The following is a 22,905-nucleotide window of genomic DNA, read 5'->3' on the forward strand; positions in this document are numbered from 1 at the left end:
GACTCGTCGATCACCGCCGTCTTACAAGGAGTGTTTCGTGCTGCGTACCCGCACCGCCGGATCGTTGCGTGCCGCCGACGCCGGGCAGACGGTCACGCTGGCCGGCTGGGTGGCGCGCCGTCGTGACCACGGCGGCGTCATCTTCATCGACCTGCGCGATGCGTCGGGCGTGTCCCAGGTCGTGTTCCGGGAGGGCACCGTCCTCGAGCAGGCCCACCGTTTGCGCTCGGAGTTCTGTGTCGCCGTCACCGGCGTCGTCGAGATCCGTCCCGAGGGCAACGCCAACGCCGACATCGCGACAGGCGAGGTCGAGGTCAACACGACCTCGTTGACGGTGCTGGGGGAGAGCGCGCCGCTGCCGTTCCAGCTCGACGAGACCGCCGGCGAGGAAGCGCGGCTCAAGTACCGCTACCTGGATCTGCGCCGTGAGGGCCCCGGACACGCAATCCGGTTGCGTTCCAAGGTGAATGCGGCCGCCCGCGGCGTGCTGGCCGATCACGACTTCATCGAGATCGAAACGCCGACGCTGACCCGCTCGACGCCTGAGGGCGCGCGCGACTTCCTGGTGCCGGCCCGCCTGCAGCCCGGCTCGTTCTACGCGCTGCCGCAGAGCCCGCAGCTGTTCAAACAGTTGCTGATGGTCGCAGGCATGGAGCGCTACTACCAGATCGCGCGCTGCTACCGCGACGAGGATTTCCGCGCCGATCGCCAACCCGAGTTCACCCAGCTGGACATGGAGATGAGCTTCGTCGACGCCGACGACGTGATGGCCGTGTCCGAAGAGGTGCTGCGTGCACTGTGGGCGCTGATCGGCTACGACCTGCCCACTCCGCTGCCCCGCATCAGCTATGCCGAGGCGATGCGTCGCTTCGGCAGCGACAAACCCGACCTGCGCTTCGGGGTGGAACTGGTGGAGTGCACCGAGTACTTCGCCGACACCCCGTTCCGGGTGTTCCAGGCCCCCTACGTCGGTTCCGTGGTGATGCCCGGCGGAGCCTCGCAGCCGCGGCGCACGCTGGACGGCTGGCAGGAGTTCGCGAAGCAGCGCGGCCACAAGGGGCTGGCCTATGTGCTGGTCGGTGAGGACGGTGAGCTGGCCGGACCGGTCGCCAAGAACCTGTCCGACGCCGAACGTGACGGTCTGGCCGCCCATGTCGGCGCGCAGCCCGGGGACTGCGTGTTCTTCGCCGCAGGCACTCCGAAGGCGGCGCGTGCGCTGCTGGGTGCCACGCGCATCGAGATCGCCAAGCGTCTCGACATGATCGACCCGACCGCGTGGGCGTTCACCTGGGTAGTGGACTGGCCGCTGTTCGAGCCGGCCGACGACGCAACCGCCTCCGGCGACGTCGCCGTCGGATCGGGCGCGTGGACCGCGGTGCACCACGCCTTCACTTCGCCCAAGCCCGATTCGGAGGCGACGTTCGACACCGACCCGGGCTCCGCGCTCGCCGACGCCTACGACATCGTCTGCAACGGTAACGAGATCGGCGGCGGTTCGATCCGTATCCATCGCCGCGATGTCCAGGAGCGGGTGTTCGCGATGATGGGCATCGATCACGACGAGGCTGCGGACAAGTTCGGGTTCCTGTTGGACGCGTTCACGTTTGGTGCACCGCCGCACGGGGGCATCGCGTTCGGCTGGGACCGGATCGTCGCGCTGCTCGCCGGGGTGGACTCGATCCGCGAGGTGATCGCGTTCCCGAAGTCCGGTGGCGGAGTCGACCCGCTGACCGATGCGCCGGCGCCGATCACGCCGCAGCAGCGCAAAGAATCCGGCATCGACGCGAAGCCGGAGAAGGCGGACAAGCCGTGAGCGAGATCGACAAGAGCAAGCTCGTCTCCGACACCGCGGCCCTCGACGACTTCAACCGGAAGATCGTCGAGGAGTTCCGGGCCAACGGCGGCAAGGTCGGCGGTCCCTTCGAGGGTGGCACGCTGCTGTTGCTGCACACCGTCGGTGCGAAATCGGGTCAACCGCGGCTCTCCCCGCTGGCCTATCTGACCATCGACGAGAAGATGATCATCGTCGGTTCGTATGCCGGCGCACCCAACAATCCGGCGTGGGTGCACAACCTGCGCGCCGACCCGCGGGCACGGATCGAGGTCGGCACCGAGACGTGGGACGTGGTGGCGCGCGAACTACCCGCCGACGAGCGTGACGCGACGTGGCCGAAAGTCGTCGAGTACTCGGCGGTGTTCGCGGGTTACCAGGCCAACACGTCGCGGACCATCCCGCTGTTCGAGCTGAACCGCGTCTAGTTCGGCGCCTGCGGCGGGAGCAGCTGTTCGCGCCTCAAGAGGTCGTCGAGGGTTTCCCGCCTCACCGCCAGTCGCGCGACTCCGTCGCGGCAGAACACCACGGGTGGTCGCAGAGCCGTGTTGTAGTTGTTGGCCATCGTGTAGCAGTACGCCCCGGTGACCGGCACGGTGATCAGATCGCCCACCTGCGGCTGGACGACTGTGATCCCGTGGGCGATCTCGTCGCCTGATTCACAGTGCCGGCCCACGATGTCGACGGTTTCAGTTGGTCCGCTGCGATCGATCACCGACGGTTGGAACGGCTGGCCGTACAGCGACACCTCGAGGTTGTCGCCCATTCCTCCGTCGACAGCGACGTGCGTGCGTGCCCCCCGTTTGACGGTGACGACACGGTAGGCGGTGATGCCGTTGCGCGCGACCATCGACCGTCCTGGCTCCACCAGCAGTTCGACGCCCTCGCCGAGGTGGCGGTGGACAGCTGACACCAGGTGCTGCGCATAGTCCTCGACCGACGGCGCGTGATCAGAGCTGGTGTAGCGGACACCGAGGCCGCCGCCGAGGTCGTAGGCGCCGAATCGGCCGAATTGGGCGAGAGCGCGCACCGCGGCGGAGAACTGGTCGAGGTCGAGCAGTTGCGAACCGACGTGTGCGTGCAGGCCTCGCAGGTCGAGTCGAGGTTCCCGGGTGATGATCCCGATCACCTCGTCGACCTGGTCGGACGGGATCCCGAACTTGGACGCGTCGTGGCCGGTCATCATGGCCTGGTGTGTCTTGGCGTCGAGTGCGGGGCTCACCCGGAGAAGCACCGGAACGGGTTCGTCCGCGAGCCTGGCGAGGCGCTCGACGTCGTCGAGGTTGTCGACGACGATGTAGCGCACCCGTGCGCGCAGCGCGGCGCGGATGTCGTCGTCGGTCTTGGCGTTGCCGTGGAACACCATTCGACGGGGGTCGGCGCCGGCGGCGAGCGCGAGAGCCAATTCACCTGCCGCAGCGGTGTCGACGCCGCACCCCTCTTCCTGGACCACACCGATCACCGATGCCGACGGGAAGCTCTTCGCCGCGAACAGGACCAGCGATCGCGGGTGGCGGCGGGTGAAGGCGTCGAGGTAGCGGCGGGCGGTCCGGCGCAACGCGCCTTCGTCGATGAGGTACGCGGGCGTGCCGTATCGGTGGACCAGTTCATCGACGCGGCATCCGCCGACGAGGAGACGCCCCGCGGAGTCCAGTGTCGTGCCGTCTGGGTACAACGACAGATCGATGTCGCCGGGTGTGCCGATCTGGGTCATCGCTTCTGCTCCGCGGGATGATTCGTGGCGACGCGCGCGGCCAGCGATCGCACGGAATCGTCGTGGCGGGCAAAGCGTTCGGCCCACCGCTCGGCGCGGCCCGGATCGGGTTCGATGACCTCGGCTCGGTGGATCGGCCGGTCCACGTGCGGTGACCACGCCAACGCCGCGCATCCGGCGAACGTCGCGGCACCGACCGCGGAGTGGTCGCGTTCATGGGGGTCGAAGACGACTGTGCGTCCGGTGGCGTCGGCGAGGTCGCGGCGGAACGTCGTCGACGCCGCACCCGAGCCGCTGAGCGCCAGAGGACCACAAGAACCTGTTGCCTCGGCCAGTACCTCGGTGCAGCGCCGCGACTCCAGCACGATTCCTGCTGTCAGTCCCCTGGCGAGGTCGGCCGGCGTGGTGCGCAGGGTCAGTCCCTCGATCGCACCGACGAGATCTGGATTCCACAGCGCACCCTGTTCGCCGGGCGAGAGGTAGGGCAGCACCAGGGGAGCATCGTCGAGAGACCCGGACGCGGCCAGTTCGGCCACCGCCGCGGGGCCGTCGACGGAAAGCAGGCCGGCGAGCCACTCCAGAGCTGAACCCGTTGCGAGCAAATCCATCTCGAGGCCGAACCCGTCGCCGGCCAGAGGCGTCACGAGGTAGCGCCCCTGCGGATCGGTCGTGGGAGTCGGAGCCCACCCGAGGATGACGTTGCTGGTGCCGGCGATGTAGGCCACGTCACCGGGCCCGCGCACACCCAGGCCGTAGGCGCCGAGCACCGAGTCGGCTGCACCGACGGTGACGGGAATGCCCGCCGCGCAACCCCACCGGCCGGCGACGTCGGCGCGAAGGGGTCGTGTCGTGTCGGAGGAGACGACGGCGGGCACGGACTGCACGGCGGCCGCTGCGAGCATGTCGTCGTCCCACTCCCGGGTGTGCAGATCGTAGGCGCCGTAGCCGGCGGCGGTGCTCGGGTCGGTGAGGAGTTCACCGGTCAGGGTCGCGAACAGGAAGTCCTTGGCGCCGCACGTGATCGCGTCAGTCGGTAGCCCTCGGTCCACCCGACGAAGGTGCATCGCGAGAAGGTAGCGGCCGTCGAACCGCTGTCCGGTCCTGGCGTAGGACACCTCCGGGTCGGTGCGGGCCAGGATTCGCTGGCCCTCGGCCTCGGCGCGGGCATCCATCCACGTCACAGCCGGCCCGACCGGGGCGCCGCTGAGGTCCAGGTTCACCAGCGTGGGCAACATCGCAGACAGGCCGATGGCCCGCCACGACCGCGGGTTGGTGGCGCGCGCCAGGGCGCGGACCGCGGTGTCGCAGGCAGCCAGCCAGTGACTCGGGTTCTGTTCCGCCGCACCGATTTCAGGCTGCTCCGTCGGATAGTCGGCGCGCGCACGCGCCACGCACCGCCCGGAGTCGTCGATGGCGACGGCCTTGAGGCTGCTGGTTCCGAGGTCGAGGCCGATCGCCAGGGTCGGTGCCTCAGCGCTCACGCGCCACCACGGTCAGGGCGCTCTCGGCCGCGGTCAGGGTTTCGTCGATGTCGGCGTCGGTGTGTACGAGCGAGACGAACAGATTCTCGAATTGCAATGGGTGGAAAAGGATTCCGCGCACCACCATCTCCTGGTACCAGCGGGTGAAGATGTCTTCGTGAGCGTGGGCGGCAGCGTCGCGCCAGTTCTTGATGGGGCGATCGGTGAACCAGAACTGGAACACCGTGCCGATGCCTTCCACGTACGCGTCGATTCCCTTCTCGTCGGCCAGCGCTTTGAGTCCGCTGCCCAGCCGGTCGCCGAGTGCGCGTTGGCGCTCGTAGAGGCCCGGCGTGGCCAGCACGTCCATGGTGGCCGATACGGCGGCACATTGCACGACGTTGGCGTTGTAGGTGCCCGAGTGTGAGTAGGTGCCGTCGGCGATCATGCGCATCGCCTCGGTGGTGCCGCCGATGGCGGCGACGGGGAATCCGCCGCCGACGCCCTTGGCGTAGGTGGTCAGATCGGAGTGCACCCCGAACCATTCGCGGGCCCCACCGCGGGCGAACCGGAAGCCGGTGATGACCTCGTCGAAGATGAGCATGGCGCCGTACTTGGTCGTCTGTTCCCGCAGCAGTTCGAGGTAGCCGGGCTCGGGCAGGATGCATCCGGTGTTGAACACCGCGGGCTCGGTGAGCACAGCGGCCACCTCCTCGCCGCGCTGCTCCATCAGGCGGACGAAGCTCTCCGGGTCGTTCCAGGTGAGGACGACAAGGGTGTCCTCGAGTTCGGCCGGCACGCCCGGGCCCATGGCGACGGGGCGCGGATTGTCCGCGGGCCCGGCCAGCACCGGGTCGACGTGATTGGACCAGTACACCGTGTCCTGCCAGCCGTGGTAGTGACCCTCGAAGCGGACGATGAGCCGTCGCCCGGTCGTGGCGCGGGCGAGCCGAACGGCAGTCCCGACGGCCTCGGAACCGGAGTTGGTGAAGCGGACCTGCTCGAGACCGGGGACGGCCGCGACGACTTTCTCGGCGGCCTCGATCTCGAGTTCGTAGGGCAGACCGAAGCACGTGCCGTACTGGTTGACCGCATCGACGACGGCTTGCGTCACCTGGGGGTGGCGATGTCCGAGGATCATCGGCCCGAGGCCCAGCAGGTAGTCGATGTATTCGTTGCCGTCGGCGTCGCGCAGCCGGGATCCCTTGCCCTCACTCATGAACAGCGGGTAGGGCTTCCAGCCGTTGCGTGGCAGACGTGCCGTGCTGCCGGCGCCGCCGGGGATGGTGCGGCGGGCGCGGTCGTAAAGGGCCTTGGTGGCGGTGGTCCGCTCGGCGTAGGCGGTGTCGAACGACGTCATGGCGTGTGTGTCCATATCCTCTTCTTTGGAGTCCGAGCCTTCAGGATCAAGCTTAGTATACTAAGTATGTATGGCGAAAGCCTTCATGCCGACGGATGGAGGTACTCCACGAGTGCCCGCACCGGGGTGCCGGTGGCGCCGGCGGGCCACGGGTGAGCGTCGCGTTCCAGCCAGGCTGCCGACCCGTTGTCGATGTGCACCCAGGGTGTGTCGCCGACGAGAGAGCGCAAATACGTGGCCGCGAGCTGCCCTGAATCGGGGTGATCCGGCGCAGCGTTGGCGATGTCGGCGACGCGCGAGGGGAGCATCGCCCTGTAGGTCGGGTGCAGGGGAAGCTGCCATCCGGGATCGAATGCCCTTCTCCCGGAGTCGATGAGATCGTCGGCAAGAGCCACCGCATTGGTCCAGCAACCCCAATACGCGGGGCCGACGCCCCCCGAGTCGGTCAGCGTCCCGACGTCGATGACGCCGGAAAGATGCTGTCCGACAAGCCAACTCAGTGCATCAGCCAAGACCAGGCGACCCTCGCAGTCGGTGTCGAGGACCTCGGTGGTCTGTCCACCGGGGTGGCGCACGACATCGCCGGGCCGCAGAGCGGCTCCGCCTGGCATGTTCTCGGCCACCGGCAGCACCGCCACTGCGGGGGCCGTCCGGCCGAGGGCCGCAGCCGCGATCACCGCCGCCGCGACGGCCGCCGCACCTGCCATATCCGATTTCATCCAGCTCAACTCGCCGCCGTCGCGCTTGAGGTTGATCCCGCCGGAGTCGAAGGTGATGCCCTTGCCCGCCAGCCCGATCCCCTGCGCCTCACCCTCTATCCGCACCACGACGGCCAGCGGCGGGCGGGCACTCGCCCCGCCCACTGCCAGGGTGGCGCCGAACCCGCGGTCACGCAGTGCATCGGCGTCCCACGTCTCGACGACCACCGAACCGGGCGCGGTCTGCTCGGCAAAGTCGGTGACTGCGGCGGCGAAAGCCGAGGGCGACAACGTGTTCGGGGGAGTCTCGACCAGTTGGCGGACCCATCCCGTGGCTTGTGCCACCGTCGCGGCGCGCGAGAGGACGGCGTCGGAATCGGTCGCGGTCGCACCGACGAGATGGATTCGTGCCTCGGTCGGGCTGCCGTCGCGGTGGTACTGCCATGCCGAGATCGCGTGGCCCTCGGCGACCGCGCCCAGAGCGTTCTCGGCCTCGAGCGCCAGGAGCGACAGCACCGTCACTCCGGCCCGCGCAGCCAGAGCGGCGTCGAACAGCCCGTGTGATGTCGGGCGTCCGCCGCCGATACCCACCGCCACCACCCGGACCGGGCCGGACGGTCCGGGGACGGCGAGCACCGACCGGGCCGTGGCACCGCCGTCGAACTCCGGATCGGTCACGACCAGATCGACGACATCCAGGCCGAGGGCGTCGGCGAGCAGCGTCGCTCCTGGTCCCGCGAACACGCCGCGCGATCCACACGGCAGGCCGACGACGACGGTCGCCCCCTGGTGGTCGGCGAGTAGCGCGGCGAGCTCGGCCGGATCGTGGTGCGTCAGCGATACGGCGTCCACTAGGCCGGCCGAACCTGCATGAGCGTCTGCGTGGAGAGATTGTTGACGGAGCCGACCAGCGGCGAGAGCAGGAAGCCCGTCCACGTGGGACTGTGCGCCTCGATGACGTTCTGGTACACCAGCACGATGTAGGGCCGATCGGTGAACGCCAGCTGTTGCATCTGGTTGACGATCTGCTGGCGTTCCTCGCGTGTGCGGGCGATGCCCTGGGCGGCGTAGAGCTTGTCGTATTCGGGGTTGCAGTAACCGCTGTCGTTGTTGTTGCCCCACTGTGCACAGGTGAGCACGCTGAGCTGGAAGTCGGGATCCACCGGCGGAATCCAGTCCCACATGGCGATGTCGAAGTCGTCGTAGGTGTTGTCCGGCCCCATGATCGCCGCGCTGGCCGCATCGGTGTCCATTTTGCGCATCACCAGGTTGATGCCGGCGCCCCGCAAGGCGTTCTGCATGGTCTGGAACATCCGGTCGCCGGCACCGTTGATCTCGGTCGGGAAGATGACGTCGTAACTCATCGGCACCCCGTCGGCCACCCGGATGCCGTCTGCGCCGCGCCGGAAGCCGAGGCCGTCGAGGATCGCGTTGGTCTGCCCGAGGTCGAAGGGCAGCCCCTGGATCGAACTGTCGTGGAACCCGGTCGCGGGGGCCACGATGGTCGACCCCGGTGTGGCCATCCCGAGCCATGCCGTGCTGACCATCTCGGATCGGTTCATCGCGTACTCGAAGGCCTTGCGCACCTCGGGATTCAACAGCTCGGGGTGGTTCTTCTTCTTGGGGTTGGTGTTGATGATCAGCTCGTAGTAACCGGTGCCGGGGGCGGTGTCGACGACCATGCCGGCGTCTTTGAGCGAGGGCACGGTGGTGGCGGGGGTCGACTCGCCGATCATGTCGACCTGCCCTGTCCGCAGCGCCGTCACCATGGCGTCGGAGTTGGCGAAGATCTGGAGGCCGAAGCCGCTGATGGTCGGCTTGGCCGTGCCCCACCAGGCGGGGTTGCGGTCGAACAGGGCGAGCTGGTCCTTGCGGTACTCGGTCAGCCGGAACGGCCCACCGGACACCATCGGTGCCTCGTTGGCGAAGGTCGTGAGCTCCTTGCCGTCCCCGGAGGCGTACTGCGACCAGATGTGTTCGGGCAGGATCGGCAGCTGTGTCATCTGAGCGAGCACATTGGACACCGGCGCCGAGTAGGTGAGGGTCAGACGGTTGTCGCCGTCGGCGGTGGCCGACGTCAGCCCCTGCATGAACCCGGCGAGCTTGCCGGCGGCGCCGTCGCGAAACTTGCCGATGGTGTTCAGGGTGAAGGCTGCATCCTTGGCCGTCAGCGGCTTCCCGTCCGACCACGTCGCGTTCTCGGCCGTGTCGAACGTCCACACGAGACCATCGGGCGAGGTTTTCCACGAGGTCGCGAACGACGGCCGCAGCGACATGTCCTTTGTGTCGTACTCGGTCAGATGCGGATAGACGTACTCGAAGACGACGCTGCTGTAGTCGGAGCTGGACACGAACGGATTGAGGGAGTCGATGGTCGCGCTGACCCCGATCCGCAGAACTGTCGAGCCGGAGTCGCGGGAGCTACAGCCGGCGCCGGCAATCATCACGGCGACAGCGATCAGCGCTGCGAGCGCACCTCTACACCTCATCAACGGGCATCCTCTCTGGACAAGGCGTTGCCTCGACGTCGTGGTTCGAGGTGCGCATGGTCACTTGTTGTGCTTAGTATCATGACTCAGATGAGCGGGTTGTCAACTGGAGGAAGGGGAGTGGGTGCGCGGGTACCTTTGGAAGCGTTCGCTTTTCGCCGTGGCCACCATCGTCATAGCCCTGACGGTCAACTTCGTCCTGTTCCGGGTGCTGCCCGGAGACGCGGTCACCCGGGTGTCGCGAATCCCCAACGCCTCGCCGGCGCTCCGTCACGCACTGGAGGTCGAATTCGGTCTCGACAAGTCGCTCTGGCAGCAATACCTGCTGTACGTCGAGCAACTCTGCCGCGGCAACCTGGGTGTCTCGTTCACCAATCGACAACCGGTGCTGGACAACCTGACCGAGGCATTCGGTAACACTCTGCCGATGGTCGCGACCGGGACCATCCTGGCGATCCTGCTCGGCGTGGCCGTCGGCGTGTACGCCGCGGTACGGCGCAACACCCTTGCTGATCATCTCGCGACCGGCGTCGCTGTCGCGTTCTACGCTTTTCCGACGCAGTTCCTCGGCATGATGTTGCTGATCATGTTCGCCGGGGTGCTGCCGTCGGTGGGGATGCGTGACCCGTTCGCCGTTGCCCTGTCGCCGGGAGAGCAGTTCGCCGATCTCCTCCTGCACATGGCATTGCCGGTACTGACCCTCGTGCTCACGCTCTACGCCGAGAATGCGCTCATCGTGCGCTCGGCGATGGTGGAGACCCTCGGTCAGGATTACATCCTGACCGCCCGCGCCAAGGGGCTCTCGCGGCGCCGGATCATCTGGTCCTACGCCCTGCGCAACGCCGCGCTGCCGACGATCACCCAGGTCGCGCTGTCCCTGGGCGCTGTCGTGAGCGGCTCCATCCTCGTCGAGGTGATCTTTTCCTGGCCGGGCATCGGGAGGGCGCTCTATGACGCTGTGTTGCAACGGGATTACCCGATGCTGCAGGGAGGATTCCTGGCCATCACCGTGACCGTGGTCGTGCTCAACTACGTCGCCGATCTGTTGTACTTCCGACTCGACCCCCGGGTGTCGCAATGACTGCCGAGGAGAACCTCGTCCCGGCGCGGCGGGAACAGCGCAGTGGTGCCTGGGGAGCTCTCCGTACCGCCATGAAGCGGCCGCCCGCCCTCGTAGGTCTCGCCGTCATCTCGGTGTTCCTCGTGGTGTCCGTCTTCTCGCCGGTGCTCAAGCCCTACAGCACGTCGATCCCCAGCTGTCCGGTGTTCGACCCTCCGTCGGGCAGCCACCCGCTCGGCTGCGACGACGGCGGCGTCGACGTGCTCAGTCTCGTGCTCCAGGGCGGCCAGGTGTCGATGTTCGTCGGGTTCACCGCGGCCGTGATCGCCATCGTGATCGGAACGGTCGTGGGTGTGCTGTCCGGCTACTTCGGCGGTTGGGTCGACAGCGTGTTGATGCGGATCACCGATTACTTCATGGTGGTTCCGCAGATCGTGCTGATGATCGTCGTCGCCGCCGTGTGGGGGCCGAGCTTGACGCACGTCATCATGGTCATCGGCTTGCTGATGTGGACCAGCACGGCCAGAGTCATTCGCGCGCAGGTCAAGTCGCTGAGGGAGCGGGTCTACGTCCGCAGGGCGGTCTCCATCGGAGCCAGCCACACCCGCATCATCGCCACGCATATCCTGCCGCAGCTGGGACCGCTGGTGATCGCCAACACGGTGCTGGCGATCACGCTGGCCGTCTTCAACGAGACGGCGCTGGCCTTTCTCGGTCTGTCCGATCCGACCGCGGTCACCTGGGGGACCATCATGGAGCACGCCTTCGAACGGGGCGCAATCAGCACCGGTGCCTGGTGGGCGATCGTTCCCGCAGGGCTGTGCGTCGCGGCGTTGATCGTGGGCTGCTACCTGGTGGGCAACTCGATCGAGGACGGACTGAACCCCCGGTTGCGTTCGTCGTACCTGTCGACGTCGTCGTGGCGGATGCGGCCCCTCGTGGGACGCGGGGGTGATGCGCTGTGACCGCGCCGGCGAACGCCCTCGAATTCGTGGGTCTCGACGTCTGGTTCGACCCGCGAGATCACCACGGCGGCAACCAGATCCACACCGTCAAGGATCTGTCGCTGACGGTGGCGCCGGGGGAGCGGGTCGGACTCGTGGGCGAGTCGGGGTGCGGGAAGACCACCACGATCCTCGCCGCGCTGGGTTTGTTGCCCCCCACCGCCACGGTCGGCGGGCAGATCCGCGTCGGCGGTCGTGACATCCTCGCCGGCGGTGAGGCGGGGATCCGTGCGCACCGCTGGACCGACGTCGCGATGGTGTTCCAGGGTGCGATGAGTGCTTTCAACCCGGTCATGACGGTGGGTCGGCAGATCCGCGAGGCGCTCGAGGTCCACGGGATCGCCCACGGCCGTCGCGCGGTCGAACGCACCCGAGAGCTCCTCGAACTCGTGGGGCTGGCGCCGGGCACCGACGCCCGGTACCCACACCAACTGTCCGGCGGGATGAAACAGCGTGCGGTGATCGCCATGGCGCTGGCGTGCGAACCCAAGGTGCTCCTCGCCGACGAACCGACCACGGCTCTCGATGTCGTGGTGCAGGACCAGGTGCTGCGCCTGCTGGTCTCGCTGTCCAGCGAACTCGGCCTGGCGCTGGTGCTGGTCACCCACGACCTCGGCGTGGTGGCACAGGCGTGCACGCGGGCCGCGGTGATGCGCGACGGCCGTATCGTCGAACAGGGCACGGTCGAGGACCTGTATCGACGGCCCACCCATCCCTACACCCGTCAATTGTTCGAGTCCACGCCCGACCTTGCCGCCGTCGAGGATGCCCGCGAAAGTCTGCCGCCGGCAACACCTTTGCTCGAGATTGCGGACCTGCGCGTGACATTCGGCGATGTGGCACGTCCGCGGCGGCGACGGTGGACACGCGAGAAAGCAGACGAGGACACGTCCTCGCGACCGCCGGACGCGGTCGCCGACGTCAGCATGACGGTGGGCGAGGGTGAGCTGGTCGCTCTCGTCGGACAGTCCGGGTGCGGCAAGACCACGACGCTGCAGGCGATCCTGGGGATGCAGCCGGTGCGGTCGGGTTCCATCCGAATCGGTGGCAAGGAGATCACCACCCTGAATGCTGCGGCGTGGCGGCCATTGCGTCGAGACGTCCAGATGATTTACCAGGATCCCTACGAGGCGCTCGACGGTCGACTGCGCGTCGCCGACACCGTCGCCGAGCCGCTCGTGGTCCATCGGATCGGCGCCGGTAGGGGTGAGCGACGGACCCTGGTCGAGGAAGCGCTGCGCGACGTGGGGCTCGACCCCGCGGCGTTCGCAGACAGGTTCCCGCACGAACTGTCGGGCGGGCAACGTCAGCGCGTGGCGATAGCGGCCAGCCTCGTCCTGCGGCCACGGTTGCTCCTCGCCGACGAACCGGTGTCGATGCTCGACGTGTCGGTGCGCACGGGTGTGTTGGAACTGCTCGACGCGTTGCGCCGTGAACACCGGATGGGGATTCTGATGATCACCCACGACCTGTCTACGGCCGCCGCCTACGCCGACCGCATCATCGTGATGCGAGACGGCGCGATCGTCGAGGAAGGGGCGGCGTGGCAGGTCGTCCACGAACCCCGCGCCGACTACACCCGCACACTGCTGGCGAGTGTGCCGAGCCCCGACCCCGCGCGGAGGCAGCTGTGACCCGAGCGTGCCGATGACCTCAGTCGTCGCCGGCGGACGGCGGTGCGCCGAGCGGTCGCACCGACCAAGGCCCGTTGTCATGCGACTCCATCAACCGCGGCCCGGAATTACCCGAGACGTAGAACAGGAACTCGCGAGCAGGGTAGGTCTGCTGGAAGCTGTCGAAGGCGACGCCGGCTGCGGTGACGCTGATTCCACGGATCCGCACCACATTGACCTTCGCCGACAATTGCAGATGTTCGCGTTCCCAGGAGTTGGGCTGATCGACCTCGAAGACCTGCTCGACGAAATCGTCTGTGAGCGCGTAACGCTCGGAGAGAAAGCCGTAGAGCGATCCGCCGTCGGCGATGCGCGTCTCGTCCAGCGATGGTACGAGTTGCAGAGGGAGGACAGCCTTTTCCAGGACCTTCGGCGCGCTGCCGAGGCGACGCAGTCGGCTGATCTCCCATACCGGTTGGCCGGCGTCGATTCCCAGCGCCGCAGCGTGTTTCGCGCTGGGCAGTCCCACGACCATGCTGACGAGCTCGGTGGTGAGCTCGACATCGCCGCCCGGGCTGGTCAGGGTGTCCAGCAACGCGCCGGGTCGCGACGGCTCACTGACCAACCGCTGTGGCGCAACGAAGGTGCCGACACCCTGGTGCCGCACGATCTTGCCGCTGCGCGTCAGTTCGTCCAGCGCGCGGCGCACCGAGATGACGCTGACTCCGGCGATCTCGGCGAGTTCTGCGGTGCTCGGCAGTTGGTCGCCCTCGCGCAGGCCTTGCTCTTCGATCATGTTCACGACCAGGTCGTAGACATGTTGATAACGCAGGGCACGCGGCGGCCGGGTCGCGTCCGTCGCTGTGGGCTTGTCCGGTACCCCTCCGGTCACATCTCCTCCAAGGTGGGCTGACGACCGATCATGCCCCAGTCTTGCCTTCCGGCACCCGCGGTGTCGCTGCCGTCCCGCATAGTGTCGACATCGTTATACAAGGAATGAGGACAAACGTGGAAATCGTCGTCGCTCACGATGCCGCCGGGGTGGCGGTGACCGCGGCAGCGCAGGTGGTCGAGCTCGTCCGTCGACGGCCTACCGCGGTGTTGGGGCTGGCGACGGGGTCGAGCCCGTTGGGCCTGTATTCCGAACTGGTCCGGCACGTGCAGGGCGGTCTGGACATGAGCCAGGTACGTGCTTTCGCCCTCGATGAGTACGTCGGTCTGCCACCCGAGGATCGGCGGAGCTACGCCGCGGTGATCCGCACCCACGTCACCGAGCCCCTGGGCCTCGACCCCCTGCGTGTTCGAGTGCCCACCGGGATCGGGGACGATCTCGACGCCGCGTGCTGCGACTTCGAGGACGCCATCCGTGCGGCCGGCGGAGTCGATCTGCAGATCCTGGGGATCGGCCGCAATGGGCACCTCGGGTTCAACGAGCCGGGGTCGCTGTTTGAGTCACGTACGCGGGTCGCGGCTCTCGCCGAGTCGACCCGGCGGGACAACGCCCGATTCTTCGAGCGGTTGGATGACGTGCCGACCCTGTGTGTCACCCAGGGATTGGCCACGATCATGCAGACGCGCACCGCCGTCCTGATCGCCACCGGAGCGGCAAAAGCTCAGGCGCTCGCCGACGCCGTCCGCGGACCGGTCTCGACGCAGTGTCCGGCGTCGATCCTGCAGCGCCATCCGCATGCGGTCGTGATCGTCGACCCGCCTGCTGCGGCCGCCCTCGAGGTGAACGACCGAATGCTCAGTCGGTGAAAGCACGCGAGTAGCGGCAGCCGTCGCGTTCGGCCCACGCGGCCACGCCGCCGACCAGCGGCCCGAAGGTGAGGCGTTCTGGGAGGCGGGGATCGGCACCGATGCGATAGACACGATCGCCGAGGGGCACCAGCTCGACCTCGCCGCCGGGCGCCTCCACACCACCCGGCGCGATCAGGAGAAGTCGACCGCCCCGTGCCACCACGCGGAAGTTGGTGAACCACGGCGTGTAGGAACGGTAGCGGCCGCACAGCGCGGCGTCCGCCGGCTCCGGCAGTCGCTGTCCCCGGCTGTCGCCGCGAGGGAAAGTGCGTGGACCCCAATGCCATGCGCCGGCGTCGAAGCGCAGAGCAAAGGCGCGCAGGCCACGGTGTCGCGTCAGCGCCGCATCGCCCCACGTGCGCAGCAGCGGTGCCGTGTCGCCTCCGGTGTCGCCCCCGGAGTCGATGCCGAGCCGGACGCGAGCACCGGCCCGGTCGGTGACACGACATCGCAGGATGTGTGGTGCGGAACCGGCTGCCGTGTGGGTGAACTCACCGACGCGTTCGGCGGCCTGCTCCGCGTCCCACCAGGAGGGGTCCAGGTCGTCCCGAGCTACCGAACCGGGGTGTTCGTACTCCGCGGCGACGGTGCGGGCAATCGCTTCGGCCACCGGCGAGTCGCCGTTGGCGTTGGTCAGGACACAGACGGCCAGCCCGTGGTCGAGGTCGGCGAGCAGGAAGGATGCGTAGCCGACCATTCCGCCCCCGTGGGACAGCACGGTGCGGCCATCGACCTGCTCGACGTTCACCCCTAGGCCGTACCGACTGGTCGTCGACGCCGGGACACCCGGCAGCGCGAGGACGTCCTCTCCCGACGGTGCGGTGGCATGCACCATGGCGGCGAACTCCTCGACCTCGAGGAGCCTGTGGCCGTCGATGGCGCCTCGCCCCAGAAGCACCCGGGCGAAACGCGCGAGGTCCGCGATCGTCGCCGCGATGTTGCCGTCGGCGCCGGCCACTTCGAGATAGGGCACGGCTGTCACGGGGTCGCCCGGAATCCAGGGCCGATCGTCGCGCAGCGGTCGGTAGCCGCGGGCCATTGCCGGGTCGTCGTCGTAGGTGACGCAGGCGGTGCTGTCCGACATGCCCAGGGGTCGCAGGATGTCGTCGCGGACCAGCTCGACCAGACTCCGGCCGGAGATCTGAGCGACTGCGAGGCCGGTCAAGATGTACCCGAGATTGGAGTAGTGGAAGAAGCTGCCCGGTGCAGCTGATGACAGCGAGCCCCGAAAAGAGATCGCCTGACCGATGTCGTCGGGCACGGCGTCGACGCTGGACACCAGGCCCGCAGTGTGATTGAGCAACCTGCGCACTGTGAGTGAATCGTCATCGAGGGGTTCGGGCAGCCAGTCCAGGACGGCGCTCACCGGCTCGTCGAGGGAGAGCTGTCCACTCCGCACGGCGCGCAGAGCCGCGATCGCAGTGAAGGTCTTACTGATGGAGCCGATTTGGAAGCGATGCGGGGGAGCGACGGCGATGCCGGCAGCCAAATCGGCGTAGCCGAACGAATGAGTGAAGGCCTCACCGTGTCGGTCCACGACCGTGACCGCACCTCCCGGGATCGACCACTGCCGGGCGATGGTCGTGATGAGGGCCATCAGGTCCGTCCGGACCCGCTCGGATGACGTCACACCAGAACTCCATTCGCATCGTCGGGCGAGGTCTCGCACCGACCAACCTTCGAGTTGCAGGACAATATACTGAGTATTACGTTGGCGCGGGGGCCGAGCCCGAGGAGTATTCGCCGTGTCCGACACCGCATCTGAGCAGAATCAACAGCGAGGCACATTGAGGTCCGGGGCGTTGCGCGCCGGCGACGTCGTCGTGATGGCGCTCGCGAGTTCCGGCCCCACCCAGAGCGTCGCGGTCACGCTCGCGGCAATCCTCGCCACCGTCTCGTACGCGGGTTTCCTGCCGATCCTGATCTGCTTCGTGCCCATGCTCGGGATCGCGCTCGGCTACCAGCGGCTCCACGCATGGCAACCCAGTGCGGGCGCGACCTACTCGTGGGTGGGCCGGGTCCTCAACCCGCACATCGGCTTCTTCGCCGGCTGGATCATGCTGCTCTACTACACGGTCGGCACCACCAGCCTGACGATTCCCCTGGGTAGCTACCTGCTGAGCTTCTTCTCCGACGACGCGGCCAACGACGCCGTCGCGGTGGCCGCCGTCGGCACCGTGTTCAACGTCGTCGTGCTCGTCGTCGCCGCGCTGGGTGCTCAGCTCTCCGCGAAGTTCCAGTGGATGTGGGCGGTCTTCGAATACGCGCTCGTTCTCGGATTCGCCGTTGCCGCTGTCGTTTACATCAGTTCGGGCCATCCCGGAGTGGTAGCGGTGGATTCGTCGTGGTTCACCGTCAGTGGCGCCGGGGGCTTCGATTCGCTCATCGCCGGCGTCCTGCTCGCGATCTTCCTCTACTCGGGCTGGGACACCGCGGCCTACGTCGGTGAGGAGTCCTCGGGCAAGAAAGCCGGGCGGGCTGCGGTGACGAGCGTCGTCCTGCTGTTCGTCATCTATTCGGTGACCGTGCTCGCGTTCCAGGGCATCGCACCCATGTCCGAGATGCAGGACCACGCCGCGAACATCCTGGCGTTCGTGGGGGAGCGCCTCGGCGGTGGCTTCTGGAAAGAGGTGATGATCGCGGCTGTGCTCGGTGGCACGCTCGCGTCGCTTCTGGCCGCGATCGTCAGCTCGTCGCGCATCGGTTTCGCGATGGGCCGCGACCGCGTCATCCCCTCCTGGTTCGCCGGCGTCAGCGCCCGCTTCGGCACACCGTGGAACGCCACGCTGGTTTTCGGCCTGCTCAACGTCGTGTTCCTCTGGGGTTCGACACTGATCAGCTCAGTGGGCGCCGCGCTGGCCGACATCGTCAGCACCCTGGGCCTGATGGCTGCCATCTTCTATCTGCTCACCGCCAGCACTGCCATCTGGTGCTACCGCTCTCAGATCACCCGCTCGGTCGGCGATTTCGTGATCGGTGGCGTGATGCCGGGCCTGGGTGCCCTCTTCCTGGCCTTCGTCATCGTCTATGCGCTGGCGTCCGGTTCCCTCAACGGGATCGAGATCGCCTTCGGCGTCGGGCTTTCGGCCTTCGGCCTGGTGTTGTCGTTCCTCTCGGCGCGCATCGGCAAAGCGCCGTATTACACGGCGGGCCGCCGACGCTACGGGGAATAGATTTCGCGTCCTGCGGGTCGTGTCCAGGTGTGAGTGACTCAAGTGAATTCAACTCAGAAGAACTGGTCAACAACGCCGACGCGCTCAACGAGATGAACCGGCAGGTCGTCGAGGAGTTCCGCGCCAACGGCGGCAAGGTGGGCGGACCGTTCGAGGGTTCGCCCATCGTGCTGCTGACCACCACCGGCGCCAAGTCGGGGCAGCCGCGCGTGTCCCCGCTGGTGTACTTCGCCATCGACGGCCGCATCCTGATCGCCGGCTCGATGGGGGGCGCACCCAAGGCTCCGGCATGGGTGCACAATCTGCGCGCGCACCCGGCGGTGCACGTGGAGATCGGCGAGGAGGCCTACGACGCGCAGGCCACAGAGCTGCCGCGCGAGGAGCGCGACGCGCTCTACCCTCGCGTCGTCGAGAAGGCACCGCAATTCGGCGAGTACCAGGCCAAGACGACCCGGGTCATCCCGCTGTTCGAGCTCACGAGGTGACCTTGGCGGCCAACGCCGCCAGCTTCACGTCGAGTGCCACAGCGGCGCTGCGCAATTCCGCGTTGTCCTCGACCGACATCAACGAGGACGGCCTGACGTAGGTCAGGCTGCTGCTCCCGTTCTCGTCGAGGATCAGCACCTCGACCGGGACGAAGAGCCCCGCCGTCTGGTCGTGCCTCAGCATCGTGATCGCGATCAGCGGATTGCCGAGGATGACCCGCAGCACCTTGCGCTCGATGCCGGCCTTGCCGATCCAGGCCCCGTGATCGAGCAGAGCGAACAGCATGAATCCGCTGGGTCCGACGTAGGGTTCGACGCGACGCTGGTAGGCCTCCCAATCGCCACCCGCGGTGCCGATCTCGTCGATCGGCACCGGCTGCTCGCCGATGTCGGCGAGCAGCGCGGTGACCAGATCGTCGTAACTCTTGGCGCTGTCGTAGCGCACCCGGACTCCATCAAAGTGGATTTCCTCGGCGCGGGTCATCGTCGTCAGAGCCGCTCGATGATCGTGGCGTTGGCCATCCCGCCGCCCTCACACATGGTCTGCAGGGCGTAACGACCCCCACGCTGATGGAGCGCATTGACGAGCGTGGTCATGATGCGGGCGCCGCTGGCCCCCAGTGGATGCCCGATCGCGATCGCGCCGCCGTTGACATTGGTGCGGCTCAGATCTGCGCCGGTGTCGTGGGCCCACGACAGCACGACCGGGGCGAACGCCTCGTTGACTTCGAACAGGTCGATGTCGTCGAGCGACAGGCCCGAGCGCGCCAACACTTTCGCGGTCGCGGGGATCACGCCGGTCAGCATGTACAGCGGGTCCGAGCCCACCGCGACCGTCGTGTGGATGCGGGCGAGCGGTGTGAGGCCGAGCCGGCGCGCGGCGGCCCCGCTGGTGATCATCACCGCGGCGCTGCCGTCGGACAGCGGCGAACTGTTGCCCGGGGTTATCCGCCAGTCGATCTGCGGGAAGCGTGCCCCGATGGCCTCGTTGTAGAACGCGGGCTTCAGCCCGGCGAGTGTCTCCACCGTCGTGTCGGGACGGATGATCTCGTCGTGGGTCAACCCTGCGATCGGTGTGAGCTCGGCGTCGAACAGCCCGTCCTTGGCAGCGCGGGCCGCCTTCTGGTGACTTTCGGCAGAGAACTCGTCGAGCTCGGTGCGCGACAGATTCCACTTCGCCGCGATCAGTTCGGCGCTGTTGCCCTGGGTTACGAGGCCGTCGGGGTAGCGCTGCGCCACACCGTCGCCGAACGGGCTGCTGCCCGGCAGGACGGCCGCGCCCATCGGGACGCGGCTCATCGATTCGACGCCCGCCGCGATGACGATGTCGTAGGCACCGGCGAGCACGCCCTGGGCGGCGAAGCTGATCGCCTGCTGGCTGCTGCCGCACTGGCGATCGACCGTCGTACCCGGAACGGACTCGGGGAAGCCTGCGCCCAGCACGGCGTTCCGCGCGATGTTGAGTGCCTGGTCACCGGCCTGGGTGACTGCACCGGCGATCACGTCGTCGACGTCGGCCGGGTCGACGCCGGTGCGGGTGACGACCTCGCGCAGGCTGTGGGCGAGTAGGTCGGCGGGCAGCACATCGTGCAGCGCGCCGCTGGCCTTACCCTTACCGACGGGGGTTCGCACCGCGCCGACGATGACGGCGTCGCGGTCGGAGTATTCGGCCATGGGTCCTCCTGAAGACTCGACTCTGAGTACTGCTCTCTATACTCAGATGTAACAGCTGAGTTCACCGACAACAACCCAGCGGAGGGGTGATCTGCATGACAGTGCTGCAGGGCCCGTTGGCCGACCGCGACGCGTGGTCGGCCATCGGCAAGTGTCCGATCGAGAAGACCATGGGGCTGGTCGGCACCAAGTCCGCGATGCTGATCATGCGGGAGGCCTTCTACGGCACCACCCGCTTCGACGATTTCGCCCGCCGCGTCGGCATCACCAAGGCGGCCACGTCCGCCCGCCTCTCCGAACTCGTCGACGCCGGTCTGCTCGAGAAGCAGCCCTACCGCGAACCGGGCCAGCGGGTCCGCGACGAGTACGTGCTCACCGAGGCCGGGACGCAGTTCATGCCGGTGGTGTGGGCGATGTTCGAGTGGGGCCGCAAGCACCTCGGCGACTCGGCGCTACGGCTGAAGCACCTCGAGTGTGGGGCCCAGGCGCACGTCGAGATCGTCTGCGACAACGGGCATGTGGTACCCCCCGACGAGCTGGGCGTGGCGCTCAGGTGAGGTAGATCTTGCGCAGCCGCTCGGTCACGGTCCACGTGGTGCGCGCACCCTCGGCCAGCCGCACGACATCGCCCGCCACGAGGGTCAATGGTTCCGTGCCATCGGCGAATTCGACCGTTGCTCGGCCCGACAGCACGACGAAGATCTCGTCGCTCTCGACATCGGTCATCGTGCCCTCGGTCATCTCCCAGATGCCGACCTCGACCTCGCCGAGGGTGCCCAGCTCGACGCTGCCGGTCTGCGGCCGCCCCGCCACACTCTGATCGGCTGGCACGTCGACTAGCTCCACGGGCACGTGCGCGGCGCGCAGCACCGCGTTCGCCTGCAGCGCCGTCACTGCAGGCCCTGCCGGAACTCTTTGGCCGCGGCCATCAGTTCTTCCACCCGCGACTTCTCGGCGGGGTTTTCGAAGACGCCGTCCTTCTTGAAGTAGGTGCCCACCACCGCGCCGTCGGCGATGGCGAGCTGGCTCGCGACGTTGTTGGCCCGCACCCCAGTGTTGACGAACACCGGCACCGCGCCGGCGGCGTCCTTGACCACTTTGAGCGCCTCGGTGTCGGTCGGGGAGCCCGCGGTGGCGCCCGAAACGCAGATCGCGTCCGGCAGCGTGGCGAACACGGTGGTGCGGGTGATCGCGGCCAGATCCCGGTCGGTCAGGTACTGCGCCGATTCCGGGACGATGTTGAACAGCAACTTGACCCCGGCGCCGCCGACGCGGGCGCGGTGGCGGGCCACCTCACCGACGTTGGTGTCCCACAGGCCGAAATCGCTGGCATAGACGCCGGTGAAGATCTCCCGCACGAACGACGCCCCGGTGGCGACCGCGAGATCGATCGAGGCGCGACCGTCCCACAGCACGTTCACCCCGTAGGGCACGCTGATGTCGGGCAGCAGTTCCCCGATGATGCGCGCCATCGTGATCGCGGTGATCGGCTCGGTCTTGGTCAGGTAGGGCAGGCTGAACTCGTTGCTGATCATGATCCCGTCGACGCCGCCGCCCTGCAGGGCGGCGAGTTCGGTGCGGGCCCGCTCGAGCACCGCGGCGATGCCGCCGGCCGAGTCGTAGCCCGGGTCCCCGGGCAGGGCGGACAGGTGCAGCATGGCGATGACGGGCTTGCGGACGCCGAAAACCTCGTCGAGCCAGGTGGTGGTCACGGGAGTGCCTTTCTGTTGTACGGCTTCGAAAGAGTTGGGGGGTCTCAGTCCATGTAGGCGCCGCCGTTGACGGCCAGCGCTTCCCCGGTGATAAAACGGGCGTCGTCGGAGAGCAGGAACGCGACCGCCCGCGCGACGTCCTCGGGTTGTTCGAGCCTGCCCAGCGGGGTGTCGGCGAGCATCATGTCGCGCACCCCGTCGGGCGTGGTGCCGCGCAGCTGCGCTTCCCACTCCAATTCGCGTGACTGCATGGGTGTTTCGACGTAACCCGGGCACACGCAGTTGACGGTGATGCCGTGTTCGCCCAGCTCGTAGGCCATCGCCTGGGTGAGGCCGACGACCCCGAACTTGGAGGCGACGTAATCCGACAGGTAGGGCACGCGCCCCTGCTTGCCGGCCATCGAGGCGGTGTTGACGATCGCGCCTGCCACCCCGGTCCGCACCATCTCCCGGGCCGCGGCCTGACCGCAGACGAACACGCCCTTGAGGTTCACCGCCATCGTCTGCTCGTAGCGCTCGACGGGTGCGTCGAGGAAACGGTGCATGAACGAGATGCCGGCGTTGCTCACCCAGGCGTGCAGACCGAGCCGTTCGGCGACGTCGGCAGCCAGCGCGGCCGCGGCGGCCGCGTCGGTGACGTCGAGTGCGGCGGACTCGTGTCCGGCATCGGGGTCGGGCAGCGCGCCGGCCACCTCCGCGGCGGCGTCGGCATCGAGGTCGGTGACGATCACCCGCCAATCCCGCTGCGCGAGTTCGCCGGCGATCGCACGGCCGATGCCCGAGCCTGCGCCGGTCACCACGACGGTTCTGCTCATCAGGTGTTGTGTTCCTC

At 67.8% G+C, this 22,905-nt stretch carries 21 protein-coding genes; 9 read left to right on the top strand and 12 right to left on the bottom strand.

The features are described from left to right. Positions 1–37: 37 nt before the first annotated feature. The gene (gene aspS / locus ACZ50N_RS11105; protein ID WP_464475358.1) at positions 38–1,813 is read left to right on the top strand and encodes an aspartate--tRNA ligase; all 1,776 of its coding nucleotides are present in this window, start codon (positions 38–40) and stop codon (positions 1,811–1,813) included. Beyond that, the gene (locus ACZ50N_RS11110) at positions 1,810–2,259 is read left to right on the top strand and encodes a nitroreductase family deazaflavin-dependent oxidoreductase (protein ID WP_073683784.1); all 450 of its coding nucleotides are present in this window, start codon (positions 1,810–1,812) and stop codon (positions 2,257–2,259) included. The genes aspS and ACZ50N_RS11110 overlap by 4 nt, the downstream gene beginning before the upstream one ends. Here the strand turns inward: ACZ50N_RS11110 and lysA are convergent. The 5 genes from lysA to ACZ50N_RS11135 all read right to left on the bottom strand — a co-directional run bounded on the left by lysA (position 2,256) and on the right by ACZ50N_RS11135 (position 9,552). Beyond that, complete coding sequence (gene lysA / locus ACZ50N_RS11115) at positions 2,256–3,545, bottom strand: diaminopimelate decarboxylase (protein WP_464475359.1); 1,290 nt, start codon at positions 3,543–3,545, stop codon at positions 2,256–2,258. The genes ACZ50N_RS11110 and lysA overlap by 4 nt on opposite strands. Continuing rightward, positions 3,542–5,026 (bottom strand): xylulokinase, encoded by a 1,485-nt coding sequence (locus ACZ50N_RS11120; protein WP_464475360.1) that lies wholly within the window; start codon positions 5,024–5,026, stop codon positions 3,542–3,544. Before ACZ50N_RS11120 ends, lysA begins: the two co-directional genes overlap by 4 nt. Beyond that, complete coding sequence (locus tag ACZ50N_RS11125; protein ID WP_052765251.1) at positions 5,016–6,380, bottom strand: aspartate aminotransferase family protein; 1,365 nt, start codon at positions 6,378–6,380, stop codon at positions 5,016–5,018. The genes ACZ50N_RS11120 and ACZ50N_RS11125 overlap by 11 nt, the downstream gene beginning before the upstream one ends. Positions 6,381–6,448: 68 nt before the next feature. Then, a complete protein-coding gene (locus tag ACZ50N_RS11130) occupies positions 6,449–7,915 on the bottom strand; it encodes a leucyl aminopeptidase family protein (protein ID WP_464475361.1) in 1,467 nt (488 codons plus the stop codon). Beyond that, the gene (locus ACZ50N_RS11135) at positions 7,915–9,552 is read right to left on the bottom strand and encodes an ABC transporter substrate-binding protein (RefSeq protein ID WP_464475362.1); all 1,638 of its coding nucleotides are present in this window, start codon (positions 9,550–9,552) and stop codon (positions 7,915–7,917) included. Before ACZ50N_RS11135 ends, ACZ50N_RS11130 begins: the two co-directional genes overlap by 1 nt. A 124-nt stretch (positions 9,553–9,676) precedes the next feature. Here ACZ50N_RS11135 and ACZ50N_RS11140 point away from each other — a divergent pair, with 124 nt between their 5' ends. From ACZ50N_RS11140 to nikE, 3 genes are read left to right on the top strand one after another with little or no spacing between them, the layout of a single operon-like run. Beyond that, a complete protein-coding gene (locus ACZ50N_RS11140) occupies positions 9,677–10,633 on the top strand; it encodes an ABC transporter permease (protein WP_464475363.1) in 957 nt (318 codons plus the stop codon). Then, entirely contained in the window at positions 10,630–11,577 is a 948-nt protein-coding gene (locus ACZ50N_RS11145; protein WP_053079283.1) for an ABC transporter permease, read from the top strand. Before ACZ50N_RS11140 ends, ACZ50N_RS11145 begins: the two co-directional genes overlap by 4 nt. Then, positions 11,574–13,250 carry a nickel ABC transporter ATP-binding protein NikE gene (nikE, locus tag ACZ50N_RS11150; RefSeq protein WP_464475364.1) on the top strand — a complete coding sequence of 559 codons (1,677 nt, stop codon included), beginning with the start codon at positions 11,574–11,576 and terminating at the stop codon, positions 13,248–13,250. The genes ACZ50N_RS11145 and nikE overlap by 4 nt, the downstream gene beginning before the upstream one ends. A gap of 19 nt (positions 13,251–13,269) precedes the next feature. Here the strand turns inward: nikE and ACZ50N_RS11155 are convergent, their stop codons facing one another. Then, positions 13,270–14,121, bottom strand: a complete 852-nt coding sequence (locus ACZ50N_RS11155) for a GntR family transcriptional regulator (protein ID WP_052765255.1) — start codon at positions 14,119–14,121, stop codon at positions 13,270–13,272. A 116-nt stretch (positions 14,122–14,237) separates the two neighbouring features. Here ACZ50N_RS11155 and ACZ50N_RS11160 point away from each other — a divergent pair, with 116 nt between their 5' ends. Next, positions 14,238–14,987 (top strand): glucosamine-6-phosphate deaminase, encoded by a 750-nt coding sequence (locus tag ACZ50N_RS11160; protein WP_464475365.1) that lies wholly within the window; start codon positions 14,238–14,240, stop codon positions 14,985–14,987. Here the strand turns inward: ACZ50N_RS11160 and ACZ50N_RS11165 are convergent. Then, complete coding sequence (locus tag ACZ50N_RS11165; protein ID WP_464475366.1) at positions 14,977–16,659, bottom strand: serine hydrolase domain-containing protein; 1,683 nt, start codon at positions 16,657–16,659, stop codon at positions 14,977–14,979. The two genes, ACZ50N_RS11160 and ACZ50N_RS11165, sit on opposite strands and share 11 nt — an antisense overlap. 115 nt (positions 16,660–16,774) lie before the next feature. On the opposite strand from ACZ50N_RS11165, the gene ACZ50N_RS11170 reads away from it, so the two are divergent. Both ACZ50N_RS11170 and ACZ50N_RS11175 read left to right on the top strand, forming a co-directional pair. Beyond that, positions 16,775–18,202 (top strand): APC family permease, encoded by a 1,428-nt coding sequence (locus ACZ50N_RS11170; protein WP_464475367.1) that lies wholly within the window; start codon positions 16,775–16,777, stop codon positions 18,200–18,202. Positions 18,203–18,294: 92 nt separating this feature from the next. After that, the gene (locus ACZ50N_RS11175) at positions 18,295–18,687 is read left to right on the top strand and encodes a nitroreductase family deazaflavin-dependent oxidoreductase (protein WP_464475621.1); all 393 of its coding nucleotides are present in this window, start codon (positions 18,295–18,297) and stop codon (positions 18,685–18,687) included. Here ACZ50N_RS11175 and ACZ50N_RS11180 read toward each other — a convergent pair. Together ACZ50N_RS11180 and ACZ50N_RS11185 are read right to left on the bottom strand one after the other, a co-directional pair. Continuing rightward, on the bottom strand, positions 18,677–19,171 hold the full coding sequence (locus ACZ50N_RS11180) for a DUF302 domain-containing protein (RefSeq protein ID WP_464475368.1): 495 nt from the start codon (positions 19,169–19,171) through the stop codon (positions 18,677–18,679). The genes ACZ50N_RS11175 and ACZ50N_RS11180 overlap by 11 nt on opposite strands. Before the next feature lie 5 nt (positions 19,172–19,176). Beyond that, positions 19,177–20,361 carry a thiolase family protein gene (locus ACZ50N_RS11185; RefSeq protein ID WP_464475369.1) on the bottom strand — a complete coding sequence of 395 codons (1,185 nt, stop codon included), beginning with the start codon at positions 20,359–20,361 and terminating at the stop codon, positions 19,177–19,179. A 95-nt stretch (positions 20,362–20,456) separates the two neighbouring features. On the opposite strand from ACZ50N_RS11185, the gene ACZ50N_RS11190 reads away from it, so the two are divergent. Beyond that, positions 20,457–20,918, top strand: a complete 462-nt coding sequence (locus ACZ50N_RS11190) for a winged helix-turn-helix transcriptional regulator (RefSeq protein WP_464475370.1) — start codon at positions 20,457–20,459, stop codon at positions 20,916–20,918. Here ACZ50N_RS11190 and ACZ50N_RS11195 read toward each other — a convergent pair. Genes ACZ50N_RS11195 through ACZ50N_RS11205 form a run of 3 tightly spaced genes read right to left on the bottom strand, consistent with a single transcriptional unit; the run spans position 20,911 to position 22,888 of the window. Then, a complete protein-coding gene (locus ACZ50N_RS11195) occupies positions 20,911–21,255 on the bottom strand; it encodes a cupin domain-containing protein (RefSeq protein ID WP_464475371.1) in 345 nt (114 codons plus the stop codon). The genes ACZ50N_RS11190 and ACZ50N_RS11195 overlap by 8 nt on opposite strands. Next, entirely contained in the window at positions 21,252–22,073 is an 822-nt protein-coding gene (locus ACZ50N_RS11200; RefSeq protein ID WP_464475372.1) for a BtpA/SgcQ family protein, read from the bottom strand. Before ACZ50N_RS11200 ends, ACZ50N_RS11195 begins: the two co-directional genes overlap by 4 nt. A gap of 44 nt (positions 22,074–22,117) precedes the next feature. Further along, complete coding sequence (locus ACZ50N_RS11205; RefSeq protein WP_464475373.1) at positions 22,118–22,888, bottom strand: SDR family NAD(P)-dependent oxidoreductase; 771 nt, start codon at positions 22,886–22,888, stop codon at positions 22,118–22,120. Positions 22,889–22,905 lie beyond the last annotated feature (17 nt).

It is taken from the genome of Mycolicibacterium obuense, assembly GCF_055397605.1.